This is a genomic window from Micromonospora sp. LHW51205, from assembly GCF_003315815.1.
GTDB classification, from domain to species: Bacteria; Actinomycetota; Actinomycetes; order Mycobacteriales; family Micromonosporaceae; genus Micromonospora; species Micromonospora chalcea.
In genome coordinates this window covers 69,842-86,011 of sequence record NZ_QMEZ01000010.1, presented here as the reverse complement: position 1 = coordinate 86,011, position 16,170 = coordinate 69,842, and the positions used below count along the sequence as shown (strand labels likewise).

At 72.7% G+C, this 16,170-nt stretch carries 16 protein-coding genes; 6 read left to right on the top strand and 10 right to left on the bottom strand.

Annotated features, from left to right (window positions below; genetic code table 11):
• Window positions 1–57: 57 nt before the first annotated feature.
• Together DQE82_RS27495 and DQE82_RS27490 are read right to left on the bottom strand one after the other, a co-directional pair.
• Window positions 58–315, bottom strand: a complete 258-nt coding sequence (locus tag DQE82_RS27495; RefSeq protein ID WP_043328742.1) for a hypothetical protein — start codon at window positions 313–315, stop codon at window positions 58–60.
• Complete coding sequence (locus DQE82_RS27490; protein WP_370446814.1) at window positions 312–638, bottom strand: DivIVA domain-containing protein; 327 nt, start codon at window positions 636–638, stop codon at window positions 312–314. The genes DQE82_RS27495 and DQE82_RS27490 overlap by 4 nt, the downstream gene beginning before the upstream one ends.
• 265 nt (window positions 639–903) lie before the next feature.
• Here DQE82_RS27490 and DQE82_RS27485 point away from each other — a divergent pair, with 265 nt between their 5' ends.
• A complete protein-coding gene (locus tag DQE82_RS27485) occupies window positions 904–1,320 on the top strand; it encodes a winged helix-turn-helix domain-containing protein (RefSeq protein ID WP_113974626.1) in 417 nt (138 codons plus the stop codon).
• A 15-nt stretch (window positions 1,321–1,335) separates the two neighbouring features.
• On the opposite strand, the gene DQE82_RS27480 is transcribed toward DQE82_RS27485, so the two are convergent.
• The 3 genes from DQE82_RS27480 to DQE82_RS27470 form a co-directional block, all read right to left on the bottom strand.
• Window positions 1,336–1,674 carry an Asp23/Gls24 family envelope stress response protein gene (locus tag DQE82_RS27480; protein WP_233514809.1) on the bottom strand — a complete coding sequence of 113 codons (339 nt, stop codon included), beginning with the start codon at window positions 1,672–1,674 and terminating at the stop codon, window positions 1,336–1,338.
• Window positions 1,675–1,880: 206 nt separating this feature from the next.
• Window positions 1,881–2,816 (bottom strand): methylmalonyl Co-A mutase-associated GTPase MeaB, encoded by a 936-nt coding sequence (gene meaB / locus DQE82_RS27475; RefSeq protein ID WP_240925857.1) that lies wholly within the window; start codon window positions 2,814–2,816, stop codon window positions 1,881–1,883.
• 78 nt (window positions 2,817–2,894) lie between these two features.
• A complete protein-coding gene (locus DQE82_RS27470; RefSeq protein WP_030503877.1) occupies window positions 2,895–4,088 on the bottom strand; it encodes an acetyl-CoA C-acetyltransferase in 1,194 nt (397 codons plus the stop codon).
• 62 nt (window positions 4,089–4,150) lie between these two features.
• Between DQE82_RS27470 and mce the strand changes: the two genes are divergently transcribed.
• From mce to DQE82_RS27445, 5 genes are all read left to right on the top strand, one after another.
• On the top strand, window positions 4,151–4,615 hold the full coding sequence (gene mce, locus DQE82_RS27465) for a methylmalonyl-CoA epimerase (RefSeq protein ID WP_113974624.1): 465 nt from the start codon (window positions 4,151–4,153) through the stop codon (window positions 4,613–4,615).
• A 300-nt stretch (window positions 4,616–4,915) separates the two neighbouring features.
• Window positions 4,916–6,271: a crotonyl-CoA carboxylase/reductase gene (ccrA, locus tag DQE82_RS27460; protein ID WP_043328733.1), complete on the top strand. Its 1,356-nt coding sequence runs from the start codon at window positions 4,916–4,918 to the stop codon at window positions 6,269–6,271.
• A 264-nt stretch (window positions 6,272–6,535) separates the two neighbouring features.
• On the top strand, window positions 6,536–7,786 hold the full coding sequence (locus DQE82_RS27455) for a DivIVA domain-containing protein (protein WP_043328731.1): 1,251 nt from the start codon (window positions 6,536–6,538) through the stop codon (window positions 7,784–7,786).
• A 172-nt stretch (window positions 7,787–7,958) separates the two neighbouring features.
• Complete coding sequence (locus DQE82_RS27450) at window positions 7,959–10,055, top strand: hypothetical protein (RefSeq protein ID WP_113974623.1); 2,097 nt, start codon at window positions 7,959–7,961, stop codon at window positions 10,053–10,055.
• Window positions 10,056–10,208: 153 nt separating this feature from the next.
• Entirely contained in the window at window positions 10,209–11,426 is a 1,218-nt protein-coding gene (locus tag DQE82_RS27445) for an AI-2E family transporter (RefSeq protein ID WP_069087244.1), read from the top strand.
• Between the two features lie 4 nt (window positions 11,427–11,430).
• On the opposite strand, the gene DQE82_RS27440 is transcribed toward DQE82_RS27445, so the two are convergent.
• From DQE82_RS27440 to DQE82_RS27420, 5 genes are all read right to left on the bottom strand, one after another.
• Window positions 11,431–12,240, bottom strand: a complete 810-nt coding sequence (locus DQE82_RS27440; RefSeq protein ID WP_064447817.1) for an alpha/beta hydrolase — start codon at window positions 12,238–12,240, stop codon at window positions 11,431–11,433.
• A gap of 67 nt (window positions 12,241–12,307) precedes the next feature.
• Window positions 12,308–12,640, bottom strand: coding sequence for a hypothetical protein (locus tag DQE82_RS27435; RefSeq protein ID WP_069087243.1), 333 nt, complete (start codon window positions 12,638–12,640; stop codon window positions 12,308–12,310).
• Between the two features lie 97 nt (window positions 12,641–12,737).
• Entirely contained in the window at window positions 12,738–13,817 is a 1,080-nt protein-coding gene (locus DQE82_RS27430; protein WP_113974622.1) for a hypothetical protein, read from the bottom strand.
• Complete coding sequence (locus DQE82_RS27425; protein ID WP_064447820.1) at window positions 13,814–14,308, bottom strand: SigE family RNA polymerase sigma factor; 495 nt, start codon at window positions 14,306–14,308, stop codon at window positions 13,814–13,816. Before DQE82_RS27425 ends, DQE82_RS27430 begins: the two co-directional genes overlap by 4 nt.
• Before the next feature lie 41 nt (window positions 14,309–14,349).
• On the bottom strand, window positions 14,350–16,140 hold the full coding sequence (locus tag DQE82_RS27420) for a 3-hydroxyacyl-CoA dehydrogenase family protein (RefSeq protein ID WP_113974621.1): 1,791 nt from the start codon (window positions 16,138–16,140) through the stop codon (window positions 14,350–14,352).
• Between the last annotated feature and the right edge of the window lie 30 nt (window positions 16,141–16,170).

Below are 16,170 nucleotides of genomic sequence, written 5' to 3'. Positions count from 1 at the left end.
ACCCGTGCGGCGGTCAGCCCCCGCCCGTCGCGACGAGTGCGCAGGCCGGGCGGCGGGTCACCGGAGCGGCCGGCGGGCGCACGGGCCGTCGTGGTCGGCCCGCAGCAGGCAGCGCCGGCCGTCGCCCATCCGCAGATCACAGAAGACCCGATGGCGTACGCCCTGCTCGTCCTCGGCCGAGACGGTGGTCTCGCCCGGGTCGGCCTGGGCGAGCACGCCCGACCAGCGGGCCACGACCCGGGCCAGGCGTACGGCGCCGGCCAGGTCACCGGCGACGACCGGCAGGTGGATGACGAACCGCTCGCGGGGACTCATCGACGGTACGCTCCCGCGTTCATCCGCATCTGCGCCTGCTCGGACTGCCAGCGCCGCAGCGCGTCCCGGACCCGCGCGGTCTCCTCCCGGCTGACGCCGAGCGCCCGGTAGACGTCGGCCAGGTCGAGCGCCACCCGGTCTAGGAACTCGTGCACGTCGGCCGGGTCGAGCCCGCGCCGGCCCAGCCGCGTCGTCCGGAACCGCCGTTCCCGCACCTGCCAGGGGCGCAACGGCGTGTAGTTGGCCGCCCGGTAGCAGCCCGGCTGGGTGGTGCCGCGACCGGCTCGCGCGCGCCGACCGGGCCACCGGATGCTCCACCGCACGAACGCCTGCCTCTCGTGGTCGAAGGGACTGGAAGGGCGGGACCACCCGCCCGCCGCGCACGGGCGGACCCGCCCGCCCCGCCACCGCAGCGTCACTTCGCGGTACGGCACCGGGGCAGTCGAGATTGAGCGCACTCGAAGGAGCCATGTCCGCCGGTTACCGCGCGAACACGCTCCGACCATAGCAAGAATCCAACATGGCTACAATCCATCATTGCCATAAAGCCTTGATGGATCAGATCTATCGGGGCACAAGGCTTACGTCATGACCATCGATCCGCGCTCGCACACGCCGGTCTACGTCCAGCTCGCCGACCTGATCCGGGAGCAGATCGAATCGGGCGCGCTGCCGCCCGGGGCGAGCGTCGGCAGCGAGTCGCGGCTCAGCCAGGAACACCAGATCGGCCGCGACGCGGTCCGGATGGCGATTTCGCTGCTGCGATCGGAAGGGCTCGTCACCACCAGCCGTCCGCTCGGCACGCGGGTCCGGGAGACGCCGCAACGCAGGCAGGTGGAGCTGCCCGCGGGCGCGAGAGTCGTCGCGCGGATGCCTACCGGTGCCGAGCGCCGGAACATGCTGCTGGACGAGGGCGTACCGGTGCTCGAGATCCACGGCCCGGAGGGCGACGTGGAGTTGCTGCCGGGCGACGAGGTGGAGCTGACCCGCCCGGCACACGACTGAGCCGGGCGGCGCTCGTCAGACGGTGGGCGTACCCATCGCCACGTCGTCGACCCGGATGTTGATCTCGGCGGCGCGCAGTCCGTACGCCTCGATCGCGGACGCCACAGCGGCCCGCACCTCGTTCGTCACCTGCGGCACCGGGTGGCCGGCGTCGATCACGAGGACGAGGTTGACCACTGCCGACCCGTCGGTGACGTGCGCCGAGCAGCCGCGCCGCGCGTCCCCGACCTGGTCCAGCCCGACCCGGTCCAGCACGGCGTTGAAGAAGCGGGCGATGTCGCCGCCCAGCTCGGCCACCCCGGGCACCGACTTCGCGGCGGCCACCGCGATCTTCTCGACCACCTCGTCCGACACCGAAGTGCTCCCGCCCGCGACCACGCCAGATGTCACCGGCAGTTCCTGAGTAGCGTCGTGCTCCACGCGCCCCACCCTCCCTCGTCCGGGGGAGCGTACATCGACCGTCGATCATGGAGTTGCGGCCCCGACAGAAGCCGCGAAGCAGGCGCTCCCGGGGCCGCAACTGCAAGATCGCGGGGGTTGTGGGGTGGGGCGGGGGCGGGTCAGGAGCCTAGCTGGGCCAGCAGCTCGTCGGCCGCCGCGTACGGGTCGATGGCGCCCTCGGCCACCTTGGCGGCGAGCGTCGGGAGCTGCGTACCGTCGCGCAGCGAGCCGATCCGCGCGCGCAGGACGCCCAGCGCGATCGCCTCGATCTCGGCGGCGGCCCGCGTCTCCCGGCGGCGGCGCAGCTCGCCGTGGCGCTCCAGCCAGTCGCGGTGCTTGTCGATCGCGGCGGCGATGTCGTCGATGCCCTCGGCGCGGGCGGCGATCGAGCGCACCACCTGCGGACGCCACTCCCCCGGCCCGCGCTCGCCGAGCGCGATCATGCCCTGGATGTCGCGGACCGTGGCGTCGGCGCCGTCCCGGTCGGCCTTGTTGACCACGAAGACGTCGGCGATCTCCAGGATGCCGGCCTTCACCGCCTGGATCGCGTCACCCATGCCCGGCGCGAGCAGCACCAGCGTGGTGTCGGCGAGCGAGGCCACCTCCACCTCGGCCTGCCCGACGCCGACGGTCTCGACCAGCACCACGTCGCAGCCCGCGCCCTCCAGCACCCGCACCGCCTGCGGCGTGGCCGCGGAGAGCCCGCCCAGGTGGCCCCGGCTGGACATCGAGCGGATGTAGACGCCCGGGTCGGTCGCGTGGTCCTGCATCCGGACCCGGTCGCCGAGGATGGCGCCGCCGGTGAACGGGCTGGACGGGTCGATCGCCAGCACGCCGACCCGGTGACCGCGCGCCCGCAACGCCCGGACCAGCTCGTTCGTGGTGGTCGACTTGCCCACCCCGGGCGAGCCGGTCAGGCCGACGACCTGGGCCTGCCCGGCGTACGGCGCGAGCGCCGCCGCGACCTGCGGCAGCACCTCGTCGCCGGACTCGACCAGGGTGATCAGCCGGGCCACCGCGCGGGGGTCGCCCGCGCGGGCCCGCTCGACAAGCATGGGTACGTCCCGGCTGCGGCGCACCGGGCCGGTGGCCGCCGCCGGGGCGTTCTGTACGTCACTCACAGGTATCAGCTATCAGCTCTCGTCACCGGTCGGCACGTGGATGATCAGCGCGTCGCCCTGCCCGCCACCGCCGCAGAGCGCCGCCGCGCCGGTGCCACCGCCCCGGCGCTTCAGCTCCATCGCCAGCGTGAGCACGAGCCGGGCGCCGGACATGCCGATCGGGTGGCCGAGCGCGATCGCGCCGCCGTTGACGTTCACCTTGTCGGCATCGACGCCGAGGTCACGGGCGGACTGGATGCCGACCGCCGCGAACGCCTCGTTGATCTCGATGAGGTCGAGGTCGTCGATGCTCAGGCCGCCCTTCTTCAGGGCGTGGTTGATCGCGTTGGACGGCTGCGAGTGCAGGGAGTTGTCCGGGCCGGCCACGTTGCCGTGGGCGCCGATCTCGGCCAGCCAGGTGAGCCCCAGCTCCTTGGCCTTGGCCTTGCTCATCACCACGACCGCGGCGGCGCCGTCGGAGATCGGCGAGGAGCTGCCGGCGGTGATGGTCCCGTCCTTGGTGAAGGCGGGGCGCAGCTTCCCGAGCGACTCGGCGGTGGTGTCCGGCCGGATGCCCTCGTCCTCGCTGATCACCAGCGGCTCGCCCTTGCGCTGCGGGATGACCACCGGGGTGATCTCGTCGGCGAAGTGGCCGTTCTTCTGCGCGGCGGCGGCGCGCTGGTGGCTGGCCGCGGCGAACGCGTCCTGCTCCTCGCGGGTGATGCCGTGCTTCGCGCCGTGCCGCTCGGTGGACTCGCCCATCGAGCAGCAGTCCCAGGCGTCGGTGAGGCCGTCCAGCGCCATGTGGTCCTTGACCGCCACGTCGCCGTACTTGTAGCCCGAGCGCTGGCCGAGCAGCAGGTGCGGGGCGTTGGTCATCGACTCCATGCCGCCGGCCACCACGACGTCGAACTCGCCGGCCCGGATGAGCTGGTCGGCCAGCGCGATCGCGTCCAGCCCGGAGAGGCAGACCTTGTTGATGGTCAGCGCCGGGGTGGACATCGGGATGCCGGCCTCGACGGCGGCCTGCCGGGCCGGGATCTGCCCGGCGCCGGCCTGGAGCACCTGCCCCATGATCACGTACTGGACCTGCTCGGGCGCGACGCCGGCGCGCTCCAGCGCCGCCTTGATCGCGATGCCACCGAGCCTGGTCGCGGGGAGGTCCTTGAGGTTGCCCAGCAGGCGCCCCATCGGGGTCCGCGCGCCGCTGACGATCACCGAAGCCATTGCCTGCCTCCGAGGGGGTGCCGACCTGTACGCCTTAACGATTGTTCGGTCAGACTAGCGTCATGGCTGAGAACTCCCCCGTCGAGCCCGCTGCCGAGTTTGTCACAGACATCGGGCTGCGCCGCATCGACCACGTCGGGATCGCCGTCGGCGACCTGGACGCCGCGATCGACTTCTACCAGCGCGCCTTCGGCATGCGCTGCGTGCACACCGAGACGAACGAGGAGCAGGGCGTACGCGAAGCGATGCTGGCGGTCGGGCCGGACGCGTCCGGCGGCATGGTGCAGCTGCTCGCGCCGCTGTCCCCGGACACCACGATCGGCAAGTTCCTGGACAAGCGCGGTCCCGGCATCCAGCAGGTCGCGTACACGGTGGCGGACATCGACGTGGCCTGCGCGGCGCTGCGCGAGCGTGGCGTGCGGCTGCTCTACGACGCTCCGCGGCGCGGCACGTCGAACTCCCGGGTCAACTTCGTGCACCCGAAGGACGCCGGTGGCGTGCTGATCGAGCTGGTCCAGCCCGCCTGACGCGCAAGGAAGGGCCCCTTCTTAACAGACGTCTGTTAAGAAGGGGCCCTTCCTAACAAGTGGGAACGCGCGCGGCAGTGCGCGCTTGCACGTTCCCACGTACACCTCCACGCATCGGCCGATGCAGTTTTTCACAGAGGGGTTCCTGCTTTAGCTACCGTTAAGTAACGTCCGCCCGAACAGCAGCGGCGACCGGTGCCGAATGTGTCGATTGCCGACATGGCGGTCCCGTCGCACCGGCGCCGACGATGGCAGCACCCCTGCCCGCGGTGTGCGGGTGCGGACAAACGGGAGGTCACCGTGCAGGACATCCTCGAAGCGATCATGGCGGCGGAGGGTTCGTCGCAGCCGGAGCGGGAGCTCGCCGGGCTCGCCGGCCTGCCCGTGCCGGAGAGCTACCGGGGCGTGGTGGTGCGCGCCGAGGACACCCGCATGTTCGAGGGCATGGCCACCCGCGACAAGGACCCGCGCAAGGCGCTGCACGTGCAGGAGGTGCCCACCCCCGAGCTGGGCCCGGGTGAGGCGCTCGTCGCGGTGATGGCCAGCGCGATCAACTACAACACGGTGTGGACGAGCATCTTCGAGCCGCTGCCCACGTTCAAGTTCCTCCAGCGCTACGGCCGGCTCTCCGAGCTGACCCGCCGCCACGACCTGCCGTACCACGTGGTCGGCTCGGACGCCGCCGGAGTCGTGCTGCGCACCGGCCCGGGCGTGACCAAGTGGAAGGCCGGCGACGAGGTGGTCGCGCACTGCCTGTCGGTCGAGCTGGAGGACTCCGCCGGTCACGACGACACGATGCTCGACCCGCAGCAGCGGATCTGGGGCTTCGAGACCAACTTCGGCGGCCTCGCCGAGCTGGCGATCGTCAAGGCCAACCAGCTGATGCCGAAGCCGCGCCACCTGAGCTGGGAGGAGGCGGCCAGCCCGGGGCTGGTCAACTCCACCGCGTACCGGCAGCTCGTCTCGCACCACGGCGCGAACATGAAGCAGGGCGACGTGGTGCTGATCTGGGGCGCGTCCGGCGGCCTCGGCGGGTACGCCACCCAGATGGCGCTCAACGGCGGCGCCATCCCGGTCTGCGTGGTCTCCTCGCCGGAGAAGGCCGAGCTGTGCCGCAAGATGGGCGCCGAGCTGGTCATCGACCGCACCGCCGAGGGGTTCAAGTTCTGGTCCGACGAGCAGACCCAGGACCAGGACGAGTGGCGCCGCTTCGGTGAGCGCATCCGCGAGCTGACCGGCGGCGAGGACCCGGACATCGTCTTCGAGCACCCGGGCCGGGAGACGTTCGGCGCCAGCGTCTACGTCGCCAAGAAGGGCGGCACGATCGTCACCTGCGCCTCCACCAGCGGCTACATGCACCAGTACGACAACCGCTACCTGTGGATGCACCTCAAGCGGATCGTCGGCAGCCACTTCGCCAACTACCACGAGGCGTGGCAGGCCAACCGGCTGGTCGCGCTCGGCAAGGTGCACCCGACCGTGTCGAAGACGTACGCGCTGGAGCAGACCGGCCAGGCCGCGTACGAGGTGCACCGCAACGCGCACCAGGGCAAGGTCGGCGTGCGGTGCCTCGCCCCCGCCGACGGACTGGGCGTCCGGGACACCGAGATGCGCGCGCGGCACGAAAGCGCGATCAACCGCTTCCGCGGTCACTGACCGTACGGTCGTCCCGGATTGCCTTTCCGGCCGACCCGGGCGCCATTCGACCGGCGTACGCACAAAGGGCCGTGGGTGTCGAACCCGCGGCCCTTTTCGCGCCGCCTTCCCCGCAGAAGCCCGACCCGCCCGACCCGCCCGGGAGCTGCCAAGATCGCCTATTGGTCCGGTCCCGCCGGGCGGCCGAGTTGACCATGTAAACAGGACGCGAAAGGTGCCGACCGCTCTTGCGAACCACCCTGGGGCGTCTGCCAGTATGTCCCAATGCCCCAGCAGCAGTCCTCCCCTCTTGCGTTCTTCGATAACGCGAACTCACAGCCCGATTTCACCGTTGGCCTGCGCGGTTACAACACCAACCAGGTGGACGACTTCATCGGCCGCCTCACCGCCGCCCTGAGCCAGTCCGAGCAGGCCCGCGCCGAGGCCGAGCAGCGGATGAACGACGCTCAGCGCCGGCTGCGGCAGGCCGAGCAGCGCCAGAGCGCGCTCGAGCAGAAGCTCACCGAGACCAACAAGCAGCTCGAGGAGAACAGCCGGCCGACCCTGTCCGGCCTGGGCACTCGCGTCGAGCAGATCCTGCGGCTGGCCGAGGAGCAGGCCAACGACCACCGCAACGAGGCCAAGCGCGAGTCGGAGGGCATCCTCTCCGCCGCCCGCCTCGAGGCGCGTGAGATCACCGACAAGGCCCGCGCCGAGGCCGCCGCCATGAAGGCGACCGCCGAGCGCGAGGCCGGCAGCGTCCGTACCGCCGCCGAGCGCGAGGCCGCCGAGGTCCGGGTGCAGGCCCGCCGCGAGGCCGACACGCTGCGCGCCGACGCCGACCGCGAGACCAAGCAGCTGCGTACGGTCACCGCGCACGAGGTGGCCGAGCTGAAGTCGACTGTCGAGCGCGAGGTCGCCACGCTGCGCGCCACCGCCGAGCGGGAGATCACCCAGCAGCGGGCCAAGGCCGCCCGGGAGGCCGAGGAGAAGCGCGCCGAGGCGACCAAGCTGCTCACCGACGCGCGCGACAAGCGCGACAAGGACCTGCAGGCGCTGGAGCTCCAGCTCGCCGAGCGGCGGGAGAAGGCCGAGCGCGAGGAGTCGGAGCGGCACGCCGCCCAGGTCGCGCAGACCCAGAAGCTGGTGAACGAGGCCGAGCAGCGCGCCCGCGCCGCGCAGGAGCGGGCCAAGGAGATCGAGCAGCGGGCCGAGGCCCGCCGGGTCGAGTCCGAGCGCACCGCCAACGAGACCGTCGACAAGGCCAAGGCGCTGGCCGACAAGACGCTCAACGAGGCGCGCGCCGAGGCGCAGCGGGTGCTCAACGAGGCCCGTACCGAGGCCGAGCTGACCACGCAGGCGGCCCGCCGCGAGGTCGAGGACCTCACCCGCCAGAAGGACGCGGTCACCTCGCAGCTCGGGCAGATGCTGTCCGGCCTGGCCGGCATCGTGCCGGGCGTGCCGGCCGGCGGCAAGGGCGACACCCCGAAGGCCGACGCCTCCGGGCAGAAGGTGACGGCCGAGTCGGCCGGCTGACCGTTACACCCGCTGTCGGGGGCATGAGCCACGGCGCGGGGTGACACCGGGTGACCGGTGTCGCCTCGCGCCGTCATGCTGTGCGGGCCCGTTTCGCCGGGAGGGTGAAGTAGCTCCCAGAAGGGGCGTCCGTATCGCCCCAGCAGAGCCGGATGCGTGTGAGGATGGGGTCATGTCGCACGGCGAGGAACTGTTCGCGCTCGGCGGGGACGTGACGACGGAGCCCAGCTTCGAGTCCGCCCTGCGGGGGTACGAGAAACGGCAGGTCGACCGCTACGTCGCTCGCGCGGAGCACGAGATCGCGGCGCTGACGACCGAGCGGGAACAGGCGTACACGCAGATCCACAAGCTGGCCGGTCAGGTCGAGGTGCTCCAGCGCGACCTGGCCCAGGTGCGCAAGCAGGCGGCGGTGGTGGACCGGGCGTCGTTCCGGCACCTGGGCCCGCGTGTCGAGCAGATCCTCACCATGGCCGAGGAGCAGGCCGACGACATCCTCGCCGCCGCCAACGAGGAGATCGAGGCCCGCCGGGCCGCCGCCGAGCACATCGTCGAGGAGGCCCGGGAGCAGGCCGCCCAGGCGCTGAAGGACTTCGAGATCGCGCTGGCCGCCCGCCGGAGCGAGGAGGAGCGGCACACCGCCGCCCGCAAGGCCGAGGCCGAGGCCACGCTGAAGGCCGCGAAGGACGAGTCGGCGACGCTGCGCAAGAGCGCGCAGGACGAGTCGGAGAAAATGCGCGCCGCCGCCCGGGACGAGGCGGAGAAGCTGCGCCGGACCGCCCAGGACGCGCTGGCGAAGGCCCAGCAGGAGGCCACCCAGCTCCGCGACACCGCCAAGGAGATCCACTCCCGGGCACAGCAGGAGGCCGCCCGGCTGCGCGAGACGGCCAAGGAGGCGCTGGCGAAGGCCCAGCAGGAGGCGAACCAGCTCCGCGAGGCGGCCAAGGAGGTGCACGCCAAGGGCCAGCAGGAGGCCAAGCGGCTCACCGACGCCGCCGCCGAGGCCGGCCGGGCCACGCACGCCAAGGCGCTCGCCGAGGCCAAGAAGATCGTGGACGACGCGGAGGAGGCGGCCAAGGCCACCCGCGGCCGGGCCCGCACCGAGGCCAACCGGCTCACCACCGAGGCCGCCGAGGCCGGCAAGCGCAACCGCGCCGAGGTCGAGGCGTACGTGCAGCGCATGCGCACCGAGACCGAGGCGTACGTGCAGCAGTCCCGCGCCCAGACCCAGCAGGAGCTGGGCGCCTGGCGGGCCGGGGTGGAGAAGGAGGTCGCCGAGCGGCGGGACAGCGCCGAGAAGGAGCTGGCCCAGCGCCGGGCTGCCGCCGAGCAGGAGTTCGCCAAGCGCCGCGACGAGTTGAACAAGCAGCATGCCAAGCGGCAGGAGGAGCTGGAACAGGCGTACACCACGCGCCGCGACGAGATCGAGCGCACCGCCGCCGACGTCCGGCAGGCCGCCGAGGCCGACGCGCTGAGCATGCGGCAGCAGGCCGAGCTGGAGGCCGCCGAGCTGCTGCGCCGGGCCGAGGCGGACGCCGGCGCGCAGCGCCGCAAGGCCGACGAGCACGTCGCGGCCTCGCGCCGCCAGTTCGAGGAGTACGCGGCCACCACCCAGCAGCACCTCGCCACGACGCAGCAGCACCTGGCCGCGACCCAGCAGGAGGTGGCCGCCGGCCGGCAGCAGCTCGCCGGTGTGATGCTGGAGATCGCCAAGGCGCAGCAGGAGCTGGCCGACCTGCGTACCGAGACGTGGAAGTCGCGGCAGGAGTCCGACGACCTGCAGCGGCAGCTCGCGGACCTGCGGCGCGACGCCGACTCGGCCGGCATCACGGCCACCCCGGTCGACCCGGACGACCTCGCCGCCGCCTCCACCGGCCGGTCCACGGACGACGGCACGCCGGCCGCCGAGGGCACGTTGGTCACCAGCGGCGCGGAGAGCGCCGGCGACACCCCGGCCGGTGGAGGTGCACCGGTGGCCGCGAAGGGCACCGCCACCGCGGTCCCCAACGGCGCCGGGCCGGCCACTGGTGACGGCGAGCCCGCCGAGGCAGGCAAGGCGAAGCCGGTCGGCGAGCCGGTGACCACGATGGACTCCCCCGGCGGGGCGGGCGTCGACGGCGAGCCCACTGTTGCCGCCGTGCCGGGTGAGGGCGGGCGGGGCGCCACCCCCACGAAGATCACCAGCACCGGTGAGAACGGCAAGCGCCCGACCAAGCCGACCACCGACGAGCGCAGCGCCAAGCCCAGCACGGTGACGGTCGACAAGGACTGACCCACCCGCCGCACCCGGCGGGACGGCCCGGCCGGAAGCGGTGGTGGGATGGTCGGGGCGGACGGCGAGGACTACCCTGCGGGCAGAGGGCCGCGCGTCGGCCGTGGACGGCACCGGCGGGCGAGCCGGCAGCGCGGAAGCCGGGAGGCACGGGTGTCGCAGGAGGTCTCCGCCGCCCCTGATGACGAGGCGGCGGCCGTGAACCCCACCGGCGAGGCGGAACCCGCGCGCGACGCCACGACCGCCGTCGGCAACCCGCGAGCCGGCACGGACACGGACAGCGAGCGGCCGACCGACGTCGAGCCGGCCGAGTTCGAGCCGAGCGGCCGGTTCGGCGTGCCGGGGCGCCCGCTACGGCGCAGCGCCTTCCTGATCGGCTTCACCGGCGCGCTCGGCGTGCTGCTGGCGTACGCGCTGTTCCTGGGCGTGCGGAACGCGGCCGGCATCCTGGTGCTCGTGGTGATCGCGCTGTTCCTCGCGGTCGGCCTGCACCCGGCGGTGGTCCGGCTGCGCAACTGGGGCCTGCCGCGCGGGCTGGCGGTGGCGGTCGTGACACTCACCCTGCTGCTGCTGATCGTCGCCGGGCTGCTGGCGCTGGTGCCGCCGGTGGTGACCCAGTCCGGCCAGTTCATCCAGCAGCTACCCGGGTACGTCGAGGAGCTGCGCCGCAACCCCACTGTCAACGATCTGGTGATCCGCTACGACGTGATGGAGCGGGTCCAGGCGGCGGCGAACGCGGACAACGTCGGGCGGGCGCTCGGCGGGGTGCTCGGCGGCGCGCAACTGATCTTCGGGACGCTCTTCCGCCTGCTCACCGTGCTGGTGCTGACGATCTACTTCCTGGCGTACTTCGACCGGCTGCGCGAACTCGGGTACGCGCTGGTGCCGCGCTCGCGCCGGGAGCGGGTCCGGCTGATCGGCGACGAGATCCTGACCCGGGTCGGCGCGTACATGGTGGGCGCGCTCGCCATCGCGGTGCTGGCCGGGGTCAGCACGTTCGTGTTCGCGCTGGCGGTCGGCCTGCCGTACCCGTTCGCCCTGGCCGTGGTGGTCGCGGTGACCGACCTGATCCCGCAGATCGGCGCGACGCTGGGCGCGGTGGTGGTGACGCTCGTCGGGCTCGCCACCGACCTGCCGGTGGGCATCGCCTGCCTGGTGTTCTTCGTGGTCTACCAGCAGGTGGAGAACTACCTGATCTACCCGAAGATCATGCGTCGGGCGGTCTCGGTGAACGAGGTGGCCGCGTTGCTGGCCGCGCTGCTCGGGGTGGCGCTGCTGGGCGTGGTGGGCGCGCTCATCGCGATTCCCACGGTGGCCGCGTTGCAGCTGATCCTGCGCGAGGTGGTGCTACCCCGCCAGGACGCCCGCTGAGCCGTTACTCGGCGCGCCGCTGGGCCGGGCCGGGCACCGGGGTGTCGGCGAACGCGGCGACAGTGCGGTCCGCGTACGCGCTGACGTCGCCGGTCTCCATCGGGCCGTCCCAGGTGGTGGGCAGCGGCAGCGGTACGCCCGGGGCGACCCGCCGGACGATCTCGTCCAGCACCTTCTCCGCGTCGCCGACCCAGAGGTGCTTGGCGCCGTCCACGCCGACCACCTCGGCCTGCGGGACGGCGGCGAACCGCTGCCCGGCCTCCTCCGGCCGCAGGTAGTCGTCGAACTCGGGGACCAGCGCGGTGAGCGGCTTGCCCGTCTCGGCCCAGACCGCCAGGTCCTCCGGGGCGGAGTAGCGCAGCGGCGGGGAGAGCAGGATCGCGCCGGCCACCGCCGGGTCGCAGCCGTACTTCAGCGCCAGGTCGGTACCGAACGACCACCCGACCAGCCAGATGTTCGGCAGTTCGTGGAACTCGGCGTACTCGATCGCGGCGGCCACGTCGAACTTCTCGCCGACGGCGCCGTCGAAGGCGCCCTCGCTGGTGCCGCGGACGCTGCTGGTGCCCCGGGTGTTGAACCGGAGCACGGCCAGGCCGGCCAGCGCGGGCAGCCGCCAGGCCGCCTTGCGGAACACGTGGCTGTCCATCATCCCGCCGTGGGTGGGCAGCGGGTGCAGGCAGACCAGGGTGGCGGACGGCTCACCCTCCAGCGGCCGGGCCAGCTCACCGACGAGCGTCAGCCCGTCGGCGGTGTGCAGCTCGATGTCCTCCCGGCGGCCGGGCAGGATCGACGACGCGCGAATCGGAGTGCTCACGCCTGCCAGTCTCCCGCGTCGGCGGCCCGGCCGCCCAGTGGGACGGGAACCGGGTGATCCAGATCGCTCAGCCGTAGCGCGGGGCGCCCCGGCCGCGCTGGAGGTTCGGGCCGCGCCGGTCCCGGGCCCGCCAGCAGCCGGAGTGCCAGTGCCGGCGGTCGGTCAGGTCGCCCCGGTCGTCGGCCGGCCAGGCCACCAGGTGCGCCACGCCCGGCCGGATCTCCTGGTCACAGCCGGGACAACGGTACGTCTTGACCGATGCGCCGCCGCTGATCGCGCGTACCTGCCAGTCGCCGTCGCGCCACTGCTGCACTGTCGGTACGCCGTGGCGGGCACGCTCGGCGTCCAGGCCGGGGTCTTCTTCCCGGCGGGGCCGGTTGCGACGGGGGCTCACGGTCACCAAGCGTACGGGCCGCCGGCCGGACCGGCCCGAGCGATCTTGGTACGGGTACGCCCTTCCAAGGGCCGTTCCGTACCAAGATCGCTCGGGTGGCCGGTCAGGGCCAGGTCTGCGGACGGGTGATGTCTGCCGCCACCTTCGCTCCGGTCAGCACGGTCGCCGCGTCGGCCTCGGTGAAGTTCACCTGCCCCGGGGGTCCCTCGCCGGGGAAGGGCCAGGCGAAGTCGACTGTCAAGCGCACCTTGGGCAGGCCGAGCAGTTCCAGGCGGTTGCCGTTCGGATAGCGGAAGCCCGGGCGGCCACCCAGGTCACGGTTGCTGGCGCGGCCCTTGTCCTCCCCCATCTCCGCCCCGTAGATCAGCCGCAACCACATGGTCGAGGAGGGCGCCCGGGCGACGGTGAGCTGAACCGTGAGGCCCTTCGGAAAGGCGGCCGCGTCCACCGCGCATGCCGTCACCGCCGCGTTCGCCGGCAACGTGGTCAGCCGCACCGGCCCGGTGCATCGCCGGGCCTCGTCCCAGCGCACCAGGCCGGCGACCCGGTCCAAGGCGGCCACGTCACCGCGAAGCGTGGCGGCCCGGGCGTAGAGACCGGGGAAGGGCTGCCATGACTTGACCAGACCGTCGGTACCGGCGACGCGCAGCACGCCACCGTCGAATTTCAGCCGGCCGCTGACGGCCTGCACCGGGAAACCCTCGATCGAGGTGTCGTCGAGCGCCTTCGCCACCGGACTCACCTCGAGCAGGACCGGCTGTCCGCCGTCGGCGCTGAGTCGGATCGACTCGACCGCGTTCGAGCTGTGGACGGACCAGCCCAGATAGCGGGCCCGGGTGGTGTCGACGCCCAGGTGCAGCACCTGCGGATCGGTACCGACCAGATCGGGACGCTGAAGCGCCCCGGGCACCCCGTCGGCGAGCGGCGGCACCGGGGGTGGCGCCACCTCCGGCGTCGCGGCCGTCCAGGGCATCCGCCCGGCCAGCCCGCCCACGTCCGCGCGTACCACGCCGACGAAGCCGAGCACGCCGACCAGGGCGAGCGCGGTGCCGGCGGTGAGTCGGCGGCGTACCTGCCGGCGCCGGCCGAGCGCGCGCGAGCGGCGCAGCAGGCGTCCGGTGTCTGTCTCCCCCTCGGCGTGCTCCCGCAACACCGAGACGATTCGCTGGTCGAGGTCGGTCACAGCCGGCTCCCCTTGGTCATCGGGACGCCGCAGCGCTCCCGGAGGTGGGCGAGCGCCCGCATCGCGTGGGTGCGGACGGTGACCGGGGAGCAGTCGAGGATCTGGGCGATCGTGGCGTCGTCCAGGTCCTCGTAGTAGCGCAGCACCAGTACGGCGCGCTGGCGGTCCGGGAGGGCGCGGATCAGCCCCCACATCTCGTCCCGGTCCGCCGCCTCGCCGCCGAGGTCGCCGCGTTCGGGCCGGTCGGCGAACGTGTCGACGGCCAGCTCATGGCTGGACCGCCGCCGCCACCAGGACGTGTTGGCGTTGACGAGCATCCGGCGCACGTACACGTCGGGCCGGTCGGCCCGGGCGATCTTGCGCCAGTGCACGTACGCGCGCGCCAGCACGTCCTGGGTCAGGTCCTCGGCGCGGTGCGCGTCGCCGGTCAGCAGCCGGGCCAGACGCAACAGCGCCGGGCCGCGGCTGCCGACGTACTCCTCGAAGGTCACACCTCGAAGACGCCGTCACCGGGCCCGGCTGTTGACGACGGTCAGCGCCGGGTGTGGTCGCGGAACCCGCGGCCGGACTTGCGGCCCAGGTAGCCGGCCGTCACCAGGTGCTCCAGCAGCGGCGCCGGGGCGAAGCCGGGCTCGCGCAGCTCCAGGTACAGCTCCCGCTGGATGGCCAGCGAGACGTCCAGGCCGACCACGTCGAGCAGCTCGAACGGGCCCATCGGGTAACCGCAGCCGAGCTTCATCGCGTAGTCGATGTCGTCGGCGGTCGAGTAGCTGGCCTCCAGCATCCGCACCGCGTCGTTCAGGTACGGGAACAGCAGCGCGTTGACGATGAAGCCGGACCGGTCGCCGCAGACCACGCCGGTCTTGCCGAGCGTCGCGCAGACCGCGCGGGCGGTGGCCGACGTCTCGGCGGAGGTGCGGATGGTCCGCACGATCTCCACCAGCGGCATGATCGGCGCCGGGTTGAAGAAGTGCAGGCCGATCACGTCGGCCGGGCGCTGGGTCGCCATCGCCACGTCGATCACCGGCAGCGACGAGGTGGTGGTGGCGAGCACGACGCCCGGCTTGCAGATCTCGTCGAGGCTGGCGAACAGCGCCTTCTTGACGCTCAGCTCCTCGATCACGGCCTCGACCACCAGGTCGACGTCGGCCAGGTGGTCCAGCGTCGCGGACCAGGTGATCCGGCCCAGCGCGGCGTCCCGGTCGGTCTCGCTGAGCTTGCCCCGCACCACGCCCTTGTTGAGCGAGGTCTTCACCGTTTCGCAGACCTTCGCGGACTTCTCCGCGCCCCGGGTCACCGAGATGACCTCGTAGCCGGCCTTCGCGAAGACCTCGATGATGCCGGTGGCCATGGTGCCGGAGCCGACCACGCCGACCTTCGCGATGGCGCGGGCGCCGTCGGCGAGCGCGGCGTCACCGGCCGGCGGCGTGTACTCGTCGGGTACGACCTTCGGCGAGCCCGGCCGCTCGTAGGTGTAGAAGCCGCGACCGGACTTCCGGCCGAGCAGCCCGGCGGTGACCATCTGCTTGAGCAGCGGGGCCGGGGCGTGCCGGCGGTCCCGGCCGCCGCGCCGGTACATCGTGTCGAGGATCTCGTACGCGGTGTCCAGACCGATCAGGTCCATCAGCGCCAGCGGGCCCATCGGCAGGCCGCAGCCGAGCTTCATGGCGGCGTCGATGTCCTCGCGGGTGGCGTAGCGGGCCTCGAACATGCCGACCGCGTGGTTCAGGTAGCCGAACAGCAGCGCGTTGGCGATGAAGCCGGCCCGGTCGCTGATCGTCACGTCGACCTTGCCGAGCCGCTCGCAGAGCGCCTCCACGTCGGCGACCACGTCGGCGGAGGTGACCACCGTGCGGACCACCTCGACCAGCTTCATCACCGGGGCCGGGTTGAAGAAGTGGATGCCGATGACCTGGTTGGGCCGGGAGGTGGCGACGGAGATCTCGGTGACGCTCAGCGAGGACGTGTTGGTGGCCAGGATCGCCTCGGGCTTGCAGACCCGGTCCAGCTCGGCGAAGATCCGCTGCTTGAGGTCCAGGTGCTCGGGCACCGCCTCGATCACCAGGTCCACGTCGTGCAGCGCTTCCAGCCCGACCCGGAAGTCGACGCGCGCCAGCAGCGCGTCCCGCTCGGCCTCGGCGAGCTTGCCCTTGGCGACGGCCCGGTCGGTGGAGCCGGTCAGCGTGACCCGCCCCCGCTCCAGGGCGGCCTCGGAGATCTCGACGGCTGTGACGTCAAGGCCGTTGCGGGCGAACACCTCCACGATGCCGGCACCCATGGTGCCCAGACCCACCACGCCCACCCTGGTGAACTCCCGCGCCACGACCGGCCTCCCCTGGCTCGACTCCGCCGT